At 60.2% G+C, this 17,796-nt stretch carries 13 protein-coding genes; 9 read left to right on the top strand and 4 right to left on the bottom strand.

Annotated features, from left to right (window positions below):
- Positions 1-174: 174 nt before the first annotated feature.
- The 4 genes from AC0ZWN_RS15905 to AC0ZWN_RS15890 all read right to left on the bottom strand — a co-directional run bounded on the left by AC0ZWN_RS15905 (position 175) and on the right by AC0ZWN_RS15890 (position 8,163).
- Positions 175-3,648 (bottom strand): calcium-binding protein, encoded by a 3,474-nt coding sequence (locus tag AC0ZWN_RS15905; protein WP_476335682.1) that lies wholly within the window; start codon positions 3,646-3,648, stop codon positions 175-177.
- Positions 3,649-3,697: 49 nt separating this feature from the next.
- Positions 3,698-5,515: a hypothetical protein gene (locus AC0ZWN_RS15900; protein ID WP_476335680.1), complete on the bottom strand. Its 1,818-nt coding sequence runs from the start codon at positions 5,513-5,515 to the stop codon at positions 3,698-3,700.
- A 564-nt stretch (positions 5,516-6,079) separates the two neighbouring features.
- Positions 6,080-7,396: a bifunctional DedA family/phosphatase PAP2 family protein gene (locus AC0ZWN_RS15895; RefSeq protein WP_476335679.1), complete on the bottom strand. Its 1,317-nt coding sequence runs from the start codon at positions 7,394-7,396 to the stop codon at positions 6,080-6,082.
- 71 nt (positions 7,397-7,467) lie between these two features.
- Entirely contained in the window at positions 7,468-8,163 is a 696-nt protein-coding gene (locus AC0ZWN_RS15890; protein ID WP_476335678.1) for a DNA-3-methyladenine glycosylase, read from the bottom strand.
- A gap of 177 nt (positions 8,164-8,340) precedes the next feature.
- Here AC0ZWN_RS15890 and AC0ZWN_RS15885 point away from each other — a divergent pair, with 177 nt between their 5' ends.
- The 9 genes from AC0ZWN_RS15885 to AC0ZWN_RS15845 all read left to right on the top strand — a co-directional run bounded on the left by AC0ZWN_RS15885 (position 8,341) and on the right by AC0ZWN_RS15845 (position 17,771).
- Entirely contained in the window at positions 8,341-9,612 is a 1,272-nt protein-coding gene (locus tag AC0ZWN_RS15885) for a glutamate-5-semialdehyde dehydrogenase (RefSeq protein ID WP_099759364.1), read from the top strand.
- Positions 9,581-10,303, top strand: coding sequence for a nicotinate-nucleotide adenylyltransferase (nadD, locus tag AC0ZWN_RS15880; RefSeq protein WP_228759245.1), 723 nt, complete (start codon positions 9,581-9,583; stop codon positions 10,301-10,303). The genes AC0ZWN_RS15885 and nadD overlap by 32 nt, the downstream gene beginning before the upstream one ends.
- Positions 10,304-10,375: 72 nt before the next feature.
- A complete protein-coding gene (gene rsfS, locus AC0ZWN_RS15875) occupies positions 10,376-10,870 on the top strand; it encodes a ribosome silencing factor (protein ID WP_016986117.1) in 495 nt (164 codons plus the stop codon).
- 9 nt (positions 10,871-10,879) lie between these two features.
- Positions 10,880-11,347, top strand: coding sequence for a 23S rRNA (pseudouridine(1915)-N(3))-methyltransferase RlmH (gene rlmH, locus AC0ZWN_RS15870; RefSeq protein WP_003185785.1), 468 nt, complete (start codon positions 10,880-10,882; stop codon positions 11,345-11,347).
- Positions 11,348-11,357: 10 nt separating this feature from the next.
- Entirely contained in the window at positions 11,358-13,253 is a 1,896-nt protein-coding gene (gene mrdA / locus AC0ZWN_RS15865; protein WP_093434576.1) for a penicillin-binding protein 2, read from the top strand.
- 31 nt (positions 13,254-13,284) lie between these two features.
- Positions 13,285-14,388 carry a rod shape-determining protein RodA gene (gene rodA, locus AC0ZWN_RS15860; protein ID WP_175559619.1) on the top strand — a complete coding sequence of 368 codons (1,104 nt, stop codon included), beginning with the start codon at positions 13,285-13,287 and terminating at the stop codon, positions 14,386-14,388.
- Between the two features lie 17 nt (positions 14,389-14,405).
- Positions 14,406-15,416, top strand: coding sequence for a lytic murein transglycosylase B (mltB, locus tag AC0ZWN_RS15855; RefSeq protein WP_476335676.1), 1,011 nt, complete (start codon positions 14,406-14,408; stop codon positions 15,414-15,416).
- Positions 15,416-16,426 (top strand): septal ring lytic transglycosylase RlpA family protein, encoded by a 1,011-nt coding sequence (locus AC0ZWN_RS15850; protein WP_093434584.1) that lies wholly within the window; start codon positions 15,416-15,418, stop codon positions 16,424-16,426. The genes mltB and AC0ZWN_RS15850 overlap by 1 nt, the downstream gene beginning before the upstream one ends.
- A gap of 187 nt (positions 16,427-16,613) precedes the next feature.
- The gene (locus AC0ZWN_RS15845) at positions 16,614-17,771 is read left to right on the top strand and encodes a D-alanyl-D-alanine carboxypeptidase family protein (protein WP_038361911.1); all 1,158 of its coding nucleotides are present in this window, start codon (positions 16,614-16,616) and stop codon (positions 17,769-17,771) included.
- The last annotated feature ends 25 nt before the right edge of the window (positions 17,772-17,796 follow it).

The following is a 17,796-nucleotide window of genomic DNA, read 5'->3' as shown; positions in this document are numbered from 1 at the left end:
GATCTGCGGAGGCCAGTGTTGAGGTGGCGGGCGTTTCGACTGAAGGTGATTTAGGCCGTGGCCCGGGTTTTTGGCGCATGAATAAACTCCGTTTTTTGCGAGTCAGCCTGTCCGTAGGCTGAGGTGAACGGGTGCCCGTGTGGACGTCTGATCCAGACGGGCACGTGGTGAGGGTCAGGTCTTGTCGTTGGAAAAGACCAGGTCTTGCGGGTTGATTCGCATCTGTGGATCGCTGGCCAGCGCCCAGTGTTTCCTTACTGCGTTGTAAACCACCGTACCGATCGTTCCGGCGTCGATTCCGACGTGGGTTACATGAACCCTTGCTGCCAGTTCGTTTCGCTGTTGATGGGCATTGATCTCGGCTAACAGAGCTTCGATATCGGCGTAGCGACGTGCATCGATGACGTAGAGTTGCAGCACTTCAAACAACAGCGACACTTCATAAATATGGCCGGCCGAAGTGGCCACGCTGATGGATTCCACCGGGACGTCGTCTTCGATATCGGGCAATTCGACGGTGACGCTGGCGATGTGCAGACGATTGCCGTCCAGTTGGATGTCGTCGCGGGTGACCGTTTCTTTCATTTTGTCGGTGTACAGCGTCCAGGTCGACGCATCGGCGGTTTTCGCTGCAGCGCCTGGCGTCGAAAGGCGAATGATGGTGTTGCTGGCCAGATGGACATCGTACGTCGAGCTCTGGCCATCGAGTACATAGATGCCGGTGTGCGAACCGGTGTCGATGGTGATGCGACTGGGTTCTGCCGTTATCAGCGGTTTCACGCTGGCCAATGGTCTGACAAAGCGATAGTTGCCATTGCGTTGCTTGAGGCAACTTCGGGTGCTGCGTACGCGGGTGCCGGGGTTTTTTACATCGTCTTCATAATCCAGTGCGGGAACTTGCAGGCGGTAGGAAACCTGGTCCTGCAGCACCAGCACAACATCCTGCTGCAGGTGTGGGGTGGTGACTTTCAGGTTGTTTCTGCCGCTGTAACCGGTGGCCGCCGCGATGGGCTGGACCACACCTTTGAACATGACCAATTTCGACGGCAGGGAGACCGACAGGGTGAAGTCTGTGTAGTACAAGTGGGTCGTGCCAGAGACGCCTTTGCGCACCTGCACCTCATAACTGACCTGCACATCGATGATTTCAGCGTTGTCGAATTCCAGATAAACAGTGCGGGACGTTTCGGCGGTATTGCGCTGGGCAACGAATTCCACCGGACGCTCGGTGCGAGCAACAAAGTGCTGCTTCAAGCCCTGTTCGGCGATCTCGATCATGCCGCCGTTAACGATTTGCGGTGCAGCGGCGGGTTGGCCGATGACGACAACGACGGGGGTTATATCCTGCTGCAGCGCCTCACCTGGCTGCTGGGGTAGCTGGACCAGCAGCTCATAGCCATCCTCGGTCTTGAAACGGAAACGGTCATTGTTCAACAGGCGTTTGCCGTCGACCCACTGGTAGACATTTTCGAGTGTCAGTACATGCTCCGGGTCGTTACCATCCTTGCCGCGCAATGAACTGATCACCAGCGCAGTACCGACGATCTGCCAACGCTGGATGACCTCCGCCGGCCAGCCGAACTCGATCAGACTCGACGCTTCAGCGTCCTCGTTGATGGTCGTGCGGGCGTTGCTGCTGGCGATGTAAAAACGATCTGCGCCGCTGCCGCCGTCAACTCGACAGTCCACTCCGTAGACGGCAATCGTGTCATCGCCTGCGCCGGCGCTGATGCGGTCGTAGCCATTGGCGGAAATCCGGTTGGCCGCGTCGTTTCCACTGACGCGGCTGGTGCCTCTGCGCAGGGTCGAGACGTTTTCGATCGACGTGAGCTGCGCGACGTCAACGGCATTTTCCTCAGGATCAAGACCGCGCAGCGCCACCCTGCCACTGTGCAGGTTGATGTCGTGACCGATATGGCGGGTGTCGCTGAGCGGGCGGCTGCCTTCGAAGGCCAGGGTGTCGGCACCTGCGCCGCCGTCCAGCACATTGAGGTGGGCCGGTTTGCTGGTGAGGTTCAATTGCTGCTCGCTAATGTCCTGATAGAACGCATCGTCCCTGTCGCCTCCGGTCAAAGCTTTGTGATCCGCGCGATAAGTGAACAGATTGGGCTTGTCCCGGACCCCGATAACCCGGTCATTGCCGTCACCCAAGCGCCAGAAAATGCCTTTGTCGTCACCGGCACTGCCCGACACTTTGCCTTTGAGGTTGGCGGGCAGGCCTTTGCCGGCATCGATCACGTCATCGCCGTCGACAACCACGGCCTGGTTGTCGAGCTTGAACGGTTGTTGGCCAGCGCTTTCGTCCCACTGGTAGCGCCAGATTTCAACGGGCTTCAATTCAACCTGAAAGGCACCGTTGATCACGTGTTCGATGGCGTGTTTGTAGGCGTTCTCCAGCATGTCCTTGGCCGACAACTGCAGTTGTCGCTGGTGGTCCCGATAGCCTTTGGCGAGCTTGAAGCGATCCAGTACGTCCTGGTCCAGTTCCTTGTTGGTGAAGGCGAACCAGCCCGAGCGCATGCGTTCTTCAAACGTCAGTTCGATGTAGTCATCGATGTCGTCCACCACTCGGGCGGCCTGGTAGATCATCGAGGCGGCGATAAGCAGTCCGGCGGCGACCAGCCCGACCGGCCCGGCGACGCTGCCAAACCCGGCCAGTGCGGCGACGCCCAGCACCAGGCTGATACCCGCCCCGGCGACGCTAAGACCGCCGCTGACGTAATGATCCTGGGCCTCTTTGCCCTGCGCCGCGGCGGCGGCATTGAACGACTTGATGGCATCGACAATGTCGAAGGGCAAGGTGATGGCGCTGGCGAACATTCCGGCACCGCGGCTCATGTATTTGCCCACCGAGGTCAGCGGGAAATACTTCAGCGCGTTGCCGCCGTTTCTGAGCATGGCCTCACCGGTCTTGGTCAGCCCGCGTTCGATGATCAGTGAGCCGAACTCGGCGGCGATCGAGCCACCCTGGAAAACCGCTTCCAGCGTGTCTCCGTGCTTGATCGCATCAATCATCGCCTTGTAGCCGCTGTAGATGCCGAACGCCTGCATGCCGACCCCGGCGCCGCTCATCAAATAGCTTTTGTTTTTGCTGATCCAGCCCGGGGCATTTTCCAGTGCGTCGGCGCGATGAATATCCAGTTTTTGCGCAGCCTTGCCCAACTGGTTCAGGCGGTCCACCGTGCTGCCGGTGGCAATGGTTATATCGGCGACAAACAGCGGCCCGGCATCGACCGAGCGCTTGCAGGCGATTTCATAAAACAGCATCGCCGCTACATTGCTGTCCGGATTGTCGACGGACAACAGACGCGCCTGCACCCGGTCTGCATCGAAATTGAGTCCGTCGAGAAAGTGTTGATCCACGCGCTGCATGCCGGCATTCGCCGGGCTGATGACTTGGCCGTGCACGGTCGCGCCCAAGGCCAGGAGTTCGACGCGGCTGGTGAGTATTTCGCCGATGCGCAAGGGGCCGAAATGTTTGTCGAGGGACTTGAGTGTGCGTCGATAAGGGGCGTCAGCGTCGTCTGGCAACACTGCGTTGAGCGTGCCCGCCGGCGGCGCATGGGGGTTGGCCGAGACGCTGACGGGATTGACCTGAACGACGCTGCTATTGGCGATTTGAAGTGGCGGAGCGATAAGTTTTGACATGTCATTAATCCTTTAATGAAAACGCATGAGCGGTGTCCCTACCGATGTGTCACTGATGTCGAGCCGCCGGCGTTGTCGACTCGGGCCAGTGGATGGCGTAGGCGAATTCGTCGCCGTTACCCGACAGACTGAGCACAGGTTTGCCGGCGGCTTCGGCGTTGTCGATCAACTGGTCGTAGGCGAATTTGTTCTCGTGTCCGGCATGGGTGGCGGCTTCGATGCGCTCAGCGTTCGCGCCTGCCTGTTCCTTGAGGTCATCGACCCTCACGGCCTTGCTCAGGTGCGAATTCAGCAGCCAGATACGCTCGGCATCCAGTCCTCTGCGGCTGACTGATATCAGCCCTTCGAAGTCATCGGAGGGAAACCAGGTGGGGGGTGTGTCGCGGGCCGCTGAATTGAAACTCATGTTTTCTTCATGAGGCACCACTTCCAGGTCGCGGGTGTCGAGCACATACAGAAACATTTCCCGCTGACGTGTGCGTGTTGATTCATAGCGGCGATCACGATCCCACGGCACCGGGCTTGTGGCGTCGGACCATTCGGACGATGAGCTGCTCTCGGTATCACTGACATCGCTGCCCGAGGCGCTATCGTCAGCATCCCGCCCCGGGTATTTGCTCGTCTGGCTGTTGAACCGCAAGTACTCGGGGTCAGGCTCCCTTGCGTACACCAGGCCTTCTTTGAGGCTGAAGGTTGCGCTCATCGGCTTATGCGTGGTGGCGCCCGGTTTATGCTGGTAGCGCGGTAGCATGAAGCCGTCATTGGCAAGCTCGAACGGTGTGCGTTCATCGCCACGGAACAGCGCCGGCACGTCGGTGCGGTACAGGCAATTGTTCTTGTTGCGCAGATAGCCGAGTTTGCCCAGCAGCGCTTCGCGCACCGGCGCGGTCATACTGGATTCCGGGCTGTACCAGTCATGCCGGGCATCACGCTTGAGGTTAAGTTCCTCGACAGCCTCGCGGCTCAGTTGCTCGAGACGCTGCGGATGGTCGAGAGCGTCGATCAGGTGTTTGTGTGCCTGCGCCCATTGCGGCATTTTCAGTTCAGTTTTCAGGTCCTGTTGCAAGCGGGCCAGTTGGCTGGGCAGCAGGTTATAGGACTGCAGAAATGCTTCGCGCTGTGCAGGATTCATGCTTGGGTGCAGCCAGCGCAGGGTGTCGCGTAACAAGTCGCGGTGCGGGTTCGTGACTTCGGGAATCGCCCATTGCGGACTCTTGCCGCTGGCTTGGGCTTCGGTGCGAAAACGCACGAGATCCTGGCCATGGATGTCGTACACCTGCCAGATCTCATGGTCCGTCCAATGCTTCAAGAGCGTGGGCTGGGCACCGAATCCGCCTGCGGGCGGATCGACCGGGATCCAGTGACCAAAAGCGTCCATAAAGGCAAATTGCGTGATCGCGTTGTTCGCCCCGAATGCGAGGGCCAGTTCGTAATAGCCTTGGGCATCCGGTGAACGCAGCGATGCCTTGTACAGATTCGAATCGAGGTGGGCGGGTCGAGGCCGTTTCGTGCCGGGGGCGATCCCCGGTTGATCGCCCGGTCGCGGCGCAGGTCGTTTTGTCGAGGCCATGGCGGGTGCCGGATGCTCCGTCAGGCGCCAGGTCAACCGGCCTTCATTCCGGTACAGCGCCGGTCCGGACGCGGACCGCTCGGTGACCATCTTGCAGCGATAAACCCCGTCGGCATCCTGGCCGACATGGGTGGTGCGCAAGTCGCCTTCATATTCGACGTCGACAAACTGTCGTCCGACGATCCAGCGAAAACCGTCATCCTCCGCCGGTTTCATTCCACGCAGGAAGTCGTCACGCAGCCAGTAGGTGTCGGGGGAATTATCGCTTGCGAGGCGGGCAGGGTTCGTCGCCTGCATCGGTTGGATGACCACGGCAGGCGGGGGGGCATCCGCGACCGGTCGGCCGCCAGCGGTGTGAACGGGATTCTGGCCACTCGGCAAACCCGGTAACCGGAAAATCGAAGGGCCACCTGGAGTGAACGGTGTGTCGGTACGCAGGGGCGGGAATGTGCTCGCGTCAGGTTGTTGCGTTGAGCTCTGGGTTGGTTTGCGCGGTGTCTTTGGACTCATGGCGTACTCGAAATCAGTTGATGTATTGAAACCCTCGCTTCGTCAGTTGAATTGATTGTTGGGCAGGCAAGTGCAGGCGGTCTCACTTTAATGGGTGAGAATGTGCCGAAGGGTTTCAAATATGTGGATTTAATCTAACCGGTTTTTCAAGTTATGGAAGGCGCTGGGGTGAGGGTTCGTAATTGATATGTAACTTCGGTTGTTTTTAGTTTGAAGTGTGCGAAGTTGCGGTTTGGTAAATAAGGATTCTTACCGTGGGCGAGTAAGTTTGAATAAGAGAACAGCGCTGCTCTTGTCGGAGAATTCCTAAAAGAGCAGCGCAGAAGGATTAAGGCTTGTGTATCGCCAGATTCAATAGGCGTAACGCAACAAGGTATGAGGCAAGTGCCGCAGGACGAAAAATCCGAACAGCGCCAACATTGCCGGCAGGATCAACCACCAGATCTTGAACGGCATGGGATTGAGTGGGGTTTTACGCTGGCTCAGCCACAGGGCGGCAGCGCAGACACAGGCGGCAAGCATGGCGCCGGCCAGCACGTCGGTTGGCCAATGAGCGCCCAGATAGACCCGCGACAGGGCGATGGAGAGGGCCGGAATACAGGCGATCAGCAACCAGGTCAGGCGCATGCGTGGCGGCTGGCCACGGCCGGCGAGTACCGCCAGGGTCAGAAACAGTGCAAACGAACCTGAGGCATGACCACTGGGCATGCTGTAAGTGGTCAGTGGGTCGGTCAGCACTTCCGGACGCACCCGGGCGAAGAAGTATTTGGTCCCGGTGTTGGCCAATGCGGTCACCAGCAGCGTACCGCCAACGAAGATCGCATGACGCCATTGCCGGCACATCAGCAACAGGCCAGTCAGCAGGACGCTGAACAGCAGCATGTTGCGGAACTCACCGATCAGGGTCAGTGTGACCGCAATTTCATCCAGCATTGGCTGGCGATGTTCCTGCACCAGTGTCATCACCCCTTGATCGAGCGCTGTCAGGTACGGATAGCCGATGAACAGACCAATCAGAATCAACAGGCTCATGCTGCTGATCCAGATGGTCGCGCGACGGTGGCGACGCAGGCTGCTGTTCACGCTGAGACCGACCATTGCGGCGATGCTGCCAGCGACAATGCCGGCCTCCAGCCAGAACCCTTCAGGCAATGGCAGGCGGAAGGCCGCGCCGGTGGCCCAGCCCGGCAGCAGATAGGCGAGACTCCAGCCGGCGGCCGCCAGCAGGCTGACAGCGGCGAAACGCGGGAAAGGCATGTCGCACATGCCGGCGACCATGGGCAGCATCGGTCGCAATGGCCCGATGAAGCGGCCGACCAGCAGACTGGCAATGCCGTAGCGCTGGAAATACGATTCGGCTCCGGCCATCCATTCCGGATGATGCCGTAGCCCCGGCAGGCGCCGAATGTTCTGGTGGAAATGGCGACCGAGGAAGTACGAAACGGCATCGCCGAGAATCCCGCCAAGAAAGCCCAGCAACAATGTCTCGCTGAGTGACAGGGCGCCGCTGCCGGCCAGCACGGCGACGGCAAACAGCAGCACGGTGCCCGGCACGATCAAACCGGCAATCGCCAGGCATTCCACAAAGGCCACAATGAAAACTGCAGCAGCCAGCCATTGTGGATTGGCTGCCAGCCACCCGGTAATGCTATCGAGCCATGGGCCCATACAGAAAAACTCCAAATCATTAATGGCCTCCTGTAGGAGCAGCCTTCGGCTGCTCCTACATGAGTGTGTGGTTACAGCAGAAAATAATCCCGGCCTTCGACCTGACCCCGTCGCAACGGGTTCCGCGTGCACCATTGCGCATAGTTGGCGTCGACAAAGCGGTACATCAGGTGCTCGTCACGGCCATGGGGAATGCCCAGGCGGGTGGTTTGAATGATGTGCGAAGGTGCCGGCCCGATGTCTTCTACCAGAAGGACTTCATGATCGAAACGCTTGGCGTCCCACATCGGCACCTTCAGTCCCAGCGCTTTGCACACCAGGGTTTGCCCGGCGCAAAGCTTTTGCGAAGGCCGCGCACGTCCCTGCGCGTCGGGATTGTTCAGCAGCATCTGCGCCAGACTCGCCGGCCCGCTGATTTCATCGACCCACGGATAGGCGGATTTGATCAGTACCGCATTGCCCGGCCCCTGCGCACTGAAATTCAGCGAATCACCGCCACGGGCGTAATACATATAGATGTGGCCGCCATCCAGAAACAAAGCCTTACGCTTTTCTGTGTAGCCCAACGAGGCGTGGCTGCCTTTTTCTGCGCAGTAATAGGCTTCGGTTTCGATGATTCGCGCGCTCAGCCACAGATCGCCGACCCGGTGACGAATGACTTTGCCGAGCAGATCCTGCGCCAGCACTTGCGCATCACGGTCGAAAAAGGCGTCCGGCAGCCCTAGCGGCAGGCGTTCGGCGCGGTGGCGAACGGTCAGGTTGGACATGGCAGGCAATGTTTATCCAGGCTCAGGAGGTCGTGATGATAACAACGCGCGGCTTAATTGGGCCTGAACGCCGGCGAATCCGCGCTCATTTCGACCATCCGCCCGTCACCGCTGTTAGTCCCGGGACGCGGCAGCTATAATCTGCCGCTTTCCTCTTTGCCAAGACCCCAGCAGACCATGACTGAGTCCGTTCTTGACTACATGACCCGATTGGGTCGCGCCGCCCGCGAAGCCTCCCGGGTCATCGGCCGTGCCAGCACCGCGCAGAAAAACCGCGCCTTGCAGGCTGCTGCCAATGCCTTGGACGCCGCGCGCGCCGAGCTTGCCGCCGCCAATGAGCAGGATCTGGCTGCCGGTCGCGCCAATGGTCTGGAACCGGCACTGCTGGAGCGTCTGGAACTGACCCCGGCGCGCATCGACGGCATGATCGTCGGTTTGCGGCAGGTCGCTGCACTGCCGGATCCGGTCGGTGCGATCCGTGATATGAGCTTCCGTCCGTCGGGCATTCAGGTCGGCAAGATGCGCGTGCCGCTGGGCGTGATCGGAATCATCTACGAATCCCGCCCCAACGTGACCATCGATGCTGCCAGCCTGTGCCTGAAGTCCGGCAACGCGACCATCCTGCGCGGTGGCTCTGAAGCGATTCATTCCAACCGGGCGATTGCCGCCTGCATTCAGCGCGGTCTGGCCGAGGCCGAATTGCCGGCTGCCGTGGTGCAAGTGGTTGAAACCACAGACCGTGCCGCCGTTGGCGCGATGATCACCATGCCCGAGTACGTCGATGTGATCGTCCCGCGCGGTGGCCGTGGCCTGATCGAGCGCATCAGCCGCGACGCGCGCGTGCCGGTGATCAAGCACCTGGACGGTATCTGCCACGTTTACGTCAGTGCCCACGCCGATCTGCCGAAAGCTCAACGCATTGCTTTCAACGCCAAGACTTATCGCTACGGCATCTGCGGTGCGATGGAAACCTTGCTGGTCGATCAAACTGTTGCCAAGGATTTCCTGCCGTCGATGGCCGCCCAGTTCCGCGAAAAAGGCGTCGAACTGCGCGGCTGCGAGCGTACCCGGGCGATCATCGAAGCCGTTGCTGCCAGCGAAGACGACTGGAACACCGAGTACCTGGCGCCGATTCTGTCGATTCGCGTCGTCGACGGTCTGGATCAGGCTATCGAACACATCAACCATTACGGCTCCCATCACACCGATTCGATTGTCAGCGAAAACCTCGCCGATACCCGCCGCTTTGTGGCGGAAGTCGACTCGGCCTCGGTGATGATCAACACGCCGACGTGCTTTGCCGATGGATTTGAATACGGATTGGGTGCCGAGATCGGCATTTCTACTGATAAGCTGCATGCCCGCGGCCCGGTGGGTCTCGAAGGACTGACCTGCGAGAAGTACGTCGTGGTCGGTGATGGCCAGTTGCGCGGCCAGGCGACGGTCTGACTTGACCGGCCTCGACCTGACAGCGCCGCAAACCGGCAACGAGTCCCGCCCCCGGCGCATTGGCGTCCTGGGCGGCACGTTCGACCCGGTGCACATCGGCCATTTGCGCGGTGGGCTGGAAGTCGCCGAAGCGCTGGCGCTCGATGAGTTGCGCCTGATGCCGAACGCGCGGCCGCCTCATCGTGGTACGCCGCAGGTGTCGGCGCAGGATCGGCTGGCGATGGTCGAGTGTGCGGTGGCCGGATTGCCGCCGCTGGTGGTGGACGCCCGCGAATTGCAGCGGGACAAACCGTCCTGGACCATTGATACCCTGGAGTCGATGCGCGCTGAAATGCCCGCCGAGACCCAGGTTTTTCTGCTTTTGGGCTGGGACGCATTTTGCGGCCTGCCCACTTGGCACCGCTGGGAAGAGTTGCTCCAGCATTGCCATATCCTGGTGCTACAGCGCCCGGACGCCGACAGCGAACCGCCGGATGCCTTGCGCAACCTGCTGGCAGCGCGTTCGGTGAGCGACCCGCTGGCCCTGAAAGGGCCGAGCGGACAGATTGCATTCGTCTGGCAGACACCGCTCGCGGTTTCCGCCACCCAGATCCGTCAACTGCTGGCCAGCGGTAAGTCGGTACGTTTCCTGGTGCCCGACGCGGTCCTGGCCTACATCGATGCGCACGGTCTGTACCGTGCGTCGAACTGAACAAGGCGTGCTTCACTGATACGAATCCACGTGTCGCCAAGCCGCCGAATATACGAGCAAAACGAGTTTTATATGACTGACAAAGACCAAACCAAAGTAAAGCGCAAAGGCACATTCAAGAGCGCCCCGCTGCCAGAACCGGTCAACACCAATGAGCCGCTGAAAGGCGACGAGCTGGTCAAACTGGCCGTGGCTGCCCTGGAAGACGTCAAGGCACAAGACATCCAGATCATCGATGTTCGCGACAAGCAGAGCATCACTGACTACATGATCATCGCCACCGGTACTTCCAACCGCCAGATCAACGCGATGCTCGACAAGGTTCGCGAAGAAGTCAAAAAGCAGGGCGCCAAGCCGCTGGGCGAAGAAGGCAAGGGCGACAGTGACTGGGTGCTGCTCGACCTGGACCTGGTGATCGTGCACATGATGACCGCCTCGGCACGTCAGTTCTACGACCTGGAACGCCTGTGGGCCGGTGCCGAGCAAAGCCGTGCGGCCGACGCCAAGCATCACAGCCCGGAAAACACCCACGAGCATTTCACCAAGCTCAACAAAGACCAGCTGTAAGGGATTGCTGTGCGACTGCGCCTGATCGCCGTCGGTTCACGCATGCCCAAGTGGGTGGAAGAAGGCTGGCATGAATATGCCAAGCGTCTTCCGTCCGAGCTGGCGCTGGAACTGGTGGAAATACCGCTCAATACCCGTGGCAAGAATGCCGACGTGGCCCGATTCATCCGCCAGGAAGGCGAAGCCATGCTGGCCAAGGTCGGGCCGAACGAGCGGATCGTCACGCTGGAAGTCCACGGCAAACCCTGGAGTACCGAGCAGCTGGCGGTCGAACTCGACCGTTGGCGGCTGGATTCGCGCACGGTCAATTTCATGGTCGGTGGCCCGGAAGGGCTGGCGCCTGAAGTCTGCGCCCGTGCCGATCAGCGCTGGTCGTTGTCGCCGCTGACGTTGCCGCACCCGTTGGTGCGGATCCTGATCGGCGAACAGTTGTATCGTGCCTGGACCGTGTTGTCCGGTCACCCTTACCACAAGTAATCCAGCCCACATGTCTCAGCCGATCCGCATCAAGGACCACGAAAAGGACGCACGCCTGGTGCGTAGCCGCGTCGTGTTCGGGGCCATTGCGATCATGTTGCTGATCGGCGTGTTGATCGCGCGGCTGTATTACTTGCAGGTGATCCAGTACGAGTACCACTCGACGCTCTCGGAAAACAACCGTGTCCATGTGCAGCCAATTCCACCGACCCGTGGGTTGATTTTCGACCGCAACGGCGTGGTGGTGGCGGACAACCGTCCAAGCTTCAGCCTGAGCATGACCCGCGAGCGCTCCGGCGACTGGCAGCAAGTGCTCGACGTCATCGTCGAAGTGCTGGAGCTGACGCCTGAGGACCGGGTGATCTTCGAGAAACGCATGCGTCAGGGGCGCCGACCGTTCGAGCCGGTGCCGATCCTGTTCGAGCTGACCGAGGAGCAGATCGCCCGGATTGCGGTGAACCAGTTCCGGCTGCCCGGCGTAGAAGTGGTGGCGCAGCTGGTTCGTCACTATCCGCAGGGCGCGCACTTTGCGCACTCGGTCGGCTACATGGGGCGGATCAACGAGAAAGAGCTGAAGACCCTCGATCCGGTCAACTACAGCGGCACCCACCACATTGGCAAGACCGGCATCGAGCGTTTCTACGAGCCGGAATTGCACGGTCAGGTCGGTTACGAAGAAGTCGAAACCAACGCCCGTGGCCGCGTCTTGCGCGTGCTCAAGCGCACTGATCCGATTCCCGGCAAGGACATTGTTCTGAGCCTGGACATCAAGTTGCAGGAAGCCGCGGAGGCTGCACTCGGCGGACGTCGTGGTGCGGTAGTTGCGCTCGATCCGAAGACCGGCGAAGTGCTGGCGATGGTCAGTCAGCCGAGCTTCGACCCGAACCTGTTCGTCACCGGGATCAGCTTCAAGGCCTATGCCGAGTTGCGTGATTCCATTGACCGGCCGCTGTTCAACCGCGTGTTGCGCGGTCTGTACCCGCCGGGCTCGACGATCAAACCGGCGGTGGCGATTGCCGGCCTTGATTCCGGTGTGGTTACCGCATCGAGTCGGGTGTTCGACCCTGGCTACTACATGCTGCCCAACTACGATCACAAGTACCGTAACTGGAACCGTACCGGTGACGGTTTCGTCGACCTCGACACGGCGATCATGCGGTCCAACGACACCTACTTCTATGACCTGGCCCACAAGCTCGGCATCGATCGGCTGTCGGCCTACATGAACAAGTTCGGCATCGGCCAGAAGGTCTCGCTGGACATGTTCGAAGAATCCCCAGGTCTGATGCCGTCCCGCGAGTGGAAGCGGGCGACGCGCAAGCAGGCGTGGTTCCCCGGCGAAACCCTGATCCTCGGGATCGGCCAGGGCTACATGCAATCGACTCCGCTGCAGTTGGCACAAGCCACAGCGCTGGTGGCCAACAAAGGCGTGTGGAACCGTCCGCACCTGGCCAAATCCCTCGAAGGGGTGAAGCCGGTGGATGAAAACCCGATGCCGGACATTGTCCTGCGTGATCCGTCGGACTGGACCAAGGTCAACCACGGCATGCAGCAGGTCATGCACGGTGCCCGTGGTACCGCGCGCAAAGCGGCGATCGGCGCGCAATACCGCATCGCCGGCAAGTCGGGTACCGCGCAGGTCGTGGCGATCAAACAGGGCGAGAAGTACGACCGTTCCAAGGTTCAGGAGCGCCACCGCGACCACGCCTTGTTCGTCGGTTTTGCTCCGGCCGACGATCCACGCATCGTCGTATCGGTGATGGTCGAGAACGGTGAGTCCGGTTCCGGCGTTGCCGCGCCGGTGGTGCGCCAGGTCATGGATGCCTGGCTGCTCGATCAGGACGGACGTTTGAAGGCCGAATACGCCAGCCCAATCAGTGCGGAGGCTACGGCCCGTGATGAATAACTTTGATCGCATGCTCTCCAGTGAGGATGTGATGCGTCGCCGCGCGACGCTGCTGCAAAGACTGCATATCGATGGCCCGTTGTTGATCCTGCTGCTGATCCTCGCCGCCGGCAGCCTGTTCGTGCTGTATTCGGCCAGTGGCAAAAGCTGGGATCTGCTGGCCAAACAGGCCACTTCGTTCGGTATCGGTCTGGTGTCGATGATCGTCATCGCCCAGTTCGAACCGCGTTTCATGGCCCGTTGGGTACCGCTCGGTTATGTGATTGGCGTGGTGCTGCTGATGGTGGTGGACATCATGGGCCACAACGCCATGGGCGCGACGCGCTGGATCAACATCCCCGGGGTGATCCGCTTCCAGCCTTCGGAGTTCATGAAGATCCTGATGCCGGCGACCATCGCCTGGTATCTGTCCAAGCGCACGTTGCCGCCGCAACTCAAGCATGTCGGCATCAGCCTGATGCTGATCGGTGTGCCGTTCATCCTGATCGTCCGTCAGCCTGACCTCGGCACTTCGCTGCTGATTCTCGCCGGTGGTGCGTTCGTGCTGTTCATGGGCGGGTTGCGCTGGCGCTGGATTCTCAGCGTGCTGGCGGCGGCGATCCCGGTGTCGGTGGCGATGTGGTTTTTCATCATGCACGACTACCAGAAGCAGCGAATCCTGACCTTCCTCGACCCGGAAAGCGATCCGCTCGGCACCGGCTGGAACATCATTCAGTCGAAAGCCGCGATCGGTTCCGGCGGCGTGTTCGGCAAGGGCTGGCTGCTCGGCACCCAGTCGCACCTGGACTTCCTGCCGGAAAGCCACACCGACTTCATCATTGCCGTACTCGGCGAAGAGTTCGGTCTGGTCGGTATCTGCGCGCTGTTGCTGATCTATCTGTTGCTGATTGGCCGGGGGCTGGTGATTACCGCTCAAGCCCAGACGCTGTTCGGCAAATTGCTCGCCGGCGCGTTGACCATGACGTTTTTTGTTTACGTTTTCGTCAACATCGGTATGGTCAGTGGCCTGTTGCCGGTTGTAGGGGTGCCGTTGCCGTTCATTAGCTACGGAGGAACTTCGCTGGTGACGCTGCTGTCAGCGTTTGGGGTTTTGATGTCGATCCATACCCATCGCAAGTGGATCGCACAGGTTTGAATAAGGTGAAGAGTTCAATGCAAGTTATGCGTGGCTGGGCGACTCGATGCGCGCCATTGGTAGGCCTGATGGGCCTGCTGGGCAGCGTGCAGGAAGCGCTGGCCGGCGAATACGAAGGCTCGCCGCAGGTGGCCGAGTTCGTCGGTGAAATGACCCGCGACTACGGTTTTGCTGGTGAGCAGCTGATGGCGGTGTTCCGCGAAGCTCAGCGCAAGCAGGCGATTCTCGACGCCATTTCCAGGCCTGCCGAGCGGGTCAAGCAGTGGAAAGAATACCGTCCGATGTTCATCACCGACGCGCGTATCGCCCGTGGTGTGGACTTCTGGCGTCAGCACGAGGCCACCCTGGCCCGGGCCGAGCAGGAATACGGCGTGCCGGCACAAGTCATCGTGTCGATCATCGGCGTTGAAACCTTTTTCGGACGTAATACCGGTAATTACCGGGTGATCGATGCCTTGTCGACGCTCGGTTTCGACTATCCTCCCCGTGCCGAGTTTTTCCGCAAGGAACTGCGTGAGTTCCTGCTGCTGGCGCGTGAAGAGCAGGTCGATCCATTGACCCTCAAAGGCTCGTACGCCGGGGCCATGGGCCTGCCGCAGTTCATGCCGAGCAGCTTTCGCGCTTACGCGGTGGATTTCGACGGTGACGGCCACATCAATATCTGGAACAACCCGGATGATGCGATCGGCAGCGTCGCGAGCTATTTCAAGCGTCACGGCTGGGTCGCCGGTGAGCCGGTGGTCAGCCGAGCCGATGTCCGTGGCGAACAGGTCGATGAAGGCCTGACCACCGGCATCGAACCGACGAAAACCGTTGGAGAGTTGCGAGTGCTGGGCTGGTCAAGTCATGATGCGCTGCGCGATGATATGCCGGTTACTGCATTTCGCCTCGAAGGCGACAACGGCCCTGAATACTGGATGGGCCTGAAGAATTTCTACGCGATCACGCGTTATAACCGCAGCGTGATGTACGCCATGGCCGTACATCAACTGTCTGAACAGCTGTTACAAGCACGGGGCGTCAAGTAATGCGGGCATTGCCTAACAATAAACCCCTGAAGCTGGTGGCATTCGCTGCGTTGGCGGTGCTGGTCGCCAGTTGCTCGACCAGCCGTTCGCCGACTCAGAAAACCACCACGACCGCTGTGCGTGCCCAGCCGGGCCTGGACATCAACCGTGCGCATAAAGATGGCGCGCCGTGGTGGGACGTTGACGTGTCGCGCATCCCGGACGCCACGCCGACCCTGCACACCGGTCCGTACAAGGCCAACCCGTACACGGTGCTGGGCAAGACCTACTTCCCGCTGCAGGAATCGAAGACCTACGTGGCTTCGGGTACGGCGTCCTGGTACGGCACCAAGTTTCACGGTCAGAACACTGCCAACGGCGAGGTCTACGACCTGTACGGCATGAGTGCCGCCCACAAGACATTGCCACTGCCAAGTTACGTTCGGGTGACCAACCTGGACAACAACAAGAGCGTGATCCTGCGGGTCAACGACCGTGGGCCGTTCTATTCCGACCGTATCATCGACCTGTCCTATGCTGCGGCGAAGAAGCTCGGTTATGCCGAAATCGGCACCGCGCGGGTCAAGGTCGAAGGCATCGATCCTCAGCAATGGTGGGCCGCCAAGGGCCGTCCGGCGCCTTTGATGCTCAACGAGCCGCAAGTCGCGCAGAATAGCGCCCCGGTGATCACGGCCTCGGCCGGCACCGTCGAGCAATGGACGCCACCACCGCAGCAACATGCCTCCGACACCGTCCCTGTGCCGATGAGTGCAAAAAAAAACGCTTCTGCACCAGCGTCTGGCCAGTATCTGCAGGTGGGCGCGTTCGCCAACCCGGACGCTGCAGAACTGCTGAGGTCGAAGCTCAGCGGGATGGTGAGCGCTCCGGTGTTCATCAGCTCGATCGTGCGCAATCAACAGACCCTGCACCGGGTTCGCCTGGGGCCGATCGGCTCGCCGGGTGAAATTGCCCAGGTGCAGAACAGCGTGCGCTTGGCCAACCTTGGTTCGCCAAGTGTGGTCACCGAGTAATACGTAGAACTTGATTGACGGTTCACTTGCGGTATCGGGGGGTGAACCAGGTTGTTGGCTCGTCGAAGAACAAAAGCCCGGCAAGGGTGACTGGAGTGAGCAACTGAACACGCGATGACTCGTTAGAAAGTCATCTGATTAAATTTTGTCCGCAAGGACAGTTTCCATTAGCGATTTCGAGAGACGGATGAACATCACCACCTTTGCCAAACGCCTGTGTCTGCTAGTCCCGCTGCTCCTCTCGCCAGCCGCCTTCGCGGCCGAGATGATGCCGTCGCCACCGCAACTGGCTGCCAAAGCCTACGTTCTGATGGATGCCAGCAGCGGCAACGTGCTGGTCGAGAACAATGGCGACCAGCGTCTGCCACCGGCCAGCCTGACCAAGCTGATGACCGCTTACATCGCGACCCTGGAAATCCGTCGCGGCCAGATCGGTGAAAACGATCCGGTGACCGTCAGCGAAAACGCCTGGCGCACCGGCGGTTCGCGGATGTTCATCAAAGTCGGCTCGCAGGTGACTGTCAGCGACCTGCTGCACGGCATCATCATCCAGTCCGGCAACGACGCCAGCGTGGCGCTGTCCGAGCACATCGCCGGCAGCGAAGACGCGTTCGCCGACCTGATGAACAAGACAGTGACTGATCTGGGCATGACCAACTCCCACTTCATGAACCCGACCGGTCTGCCAAACCCTGAGCATTACTCGTCGGCTCACGACATGGCGATCCTGGCCCGTGCGATCATCCACGAAGACCCGGCTCACTACGCGATCTACTCGCAGAAAGAGTTCTTCTGGAATGGCATCAAGCAGCCTAACCGCAACCTGCTGCTGTGGCGCGACAAGACCGTTGACGGTCTGAAAACCGGTCACACCGACGAAGCCGGCTACTGCATGGTGTCCTCGGCTGTACGTGACGGCCAGCGTCTGATCGCCGTGGTGTTCGGCACCAACAGCGAAGTGGCTCGCGCCGCTGAGACCCAGAAGCTGCTGACTTACGGCTTCCGCTTCTTCGAAACCCAGACCTTCTATCAGAAGGGCACCGAACTGGCTCAGGCCCCGGTGTGGAAAGGCACCACCAATCAAGTCAAGGCCGGCCTGGCTGAAGACCTGACCATGACCCTGCCAAAAGGCCAGCTGAAAAAGCTTGCTGCGAGCATGACCATGAACCCGCAACTGACCGCGCCAATCGCCAAGGGCGACGTGATCGGTAAAGTCGAAGTCAAACTGGAAGACAAGGTCGTGCACAGCGCTGACCTGATCGCTCTGGATGGCGTCGAGGAGGGTGGTATCTTCCGCCGCATGTGGGATAGCATCCGTCTATTCTTCTACGGCTTGTTCAACTGATTTGTGTTGACCTGCATGGCCCCGC

The organism is Pseudomonas sp. 3B-A001-10F, from assembly GCF_056313565.1.
The sequence above is the reverse complement of the archived record's forward strand: the minus strand, read 5'-3'. Positions and strand labels throughout refer to the sequence as shown.

Coding starts and splice junctions, on each gene's coding strand:
- AC0ZWN_RS15885 (WP_099759364.1), top strand. CDS start 8,341: ATGACTGAGTCCGTTCTTGACTACATGACCCGATTGGGTCGCGCCGCC.
- AC0ZWN_RS15895 (WP_476335679.1), bottom strand. CDS start 7,396: ATGGGCCCATGGCTCGATAGCATTACCGGGTGGCTGGCAGCCAATCCA.
- rodA (WP_175559619.1), top strand. CDS start 13,285: ATGCGTCGCCGCGCGACGCTGCTGCAAAGACTGCATATCGATGGCCCG.
- nadD (WP_228759245.1), top strand. CDS start 9,581: ATGGCCAGTTGCGCGGCCAGGCGACGGTCTGACTTGACCGGCCTCGAC.
- AC0ZWN_RS15900 (WP_476335680.1), bottom strand. CDS start 5,515: ATGCAGGCGACGAACCCTGCCCGCCTCGCAAGCGATAATTCCCCCGAC.
- rsfS (WP_016986117.1), top strand. CDS start 10,376: ATGACTGACAAAGACCAAACCAAAGTAAAGCGCAAAGGCACATTCAAG.
- mrdA (WP_093434576.1), top strand. CDS start 11,358: ATGTCTCAGCCGATCCGCATCAAGGACCACGAAAAGGACGCACGCCTG.
- AC0ZWN_RS15905 (WP_476335682.1), bottom strand. CDS start 3,648: ATGTCAAAACTTATCGCTCCGCCACTTCAAATCGCCAATAGCAGCGTC.
- mltB (WP_476335676.1), top strand. CDS start 14,406: ATGCAAGTTATGCGTGGCTGGGCGACTCGATGCGCGCCATTGGTAGGC.
- AC0ZWN_RS15845 (WP_038361911.1), top strand. CDS start 16,614: ATGAACATCACCACCTTTGCCAAACGCCTGTGTCTGCTAGTCCCGCTG.
- AC0ZWN_RS15890 (WP_476335678.1), bottom strand. CDS start 8,163: ATGTCCAACCTGACCGTTCGCCACCGCGCCGAACGCCTGCCGCTAGGG.
- AC0ZWN_RS15850 (WP_093434584.1), top strand. CDS start 15,416: ATGCGGGCATTGCCTAACAATAAACCCCTGAAGCTGGTGGCATTCGCT.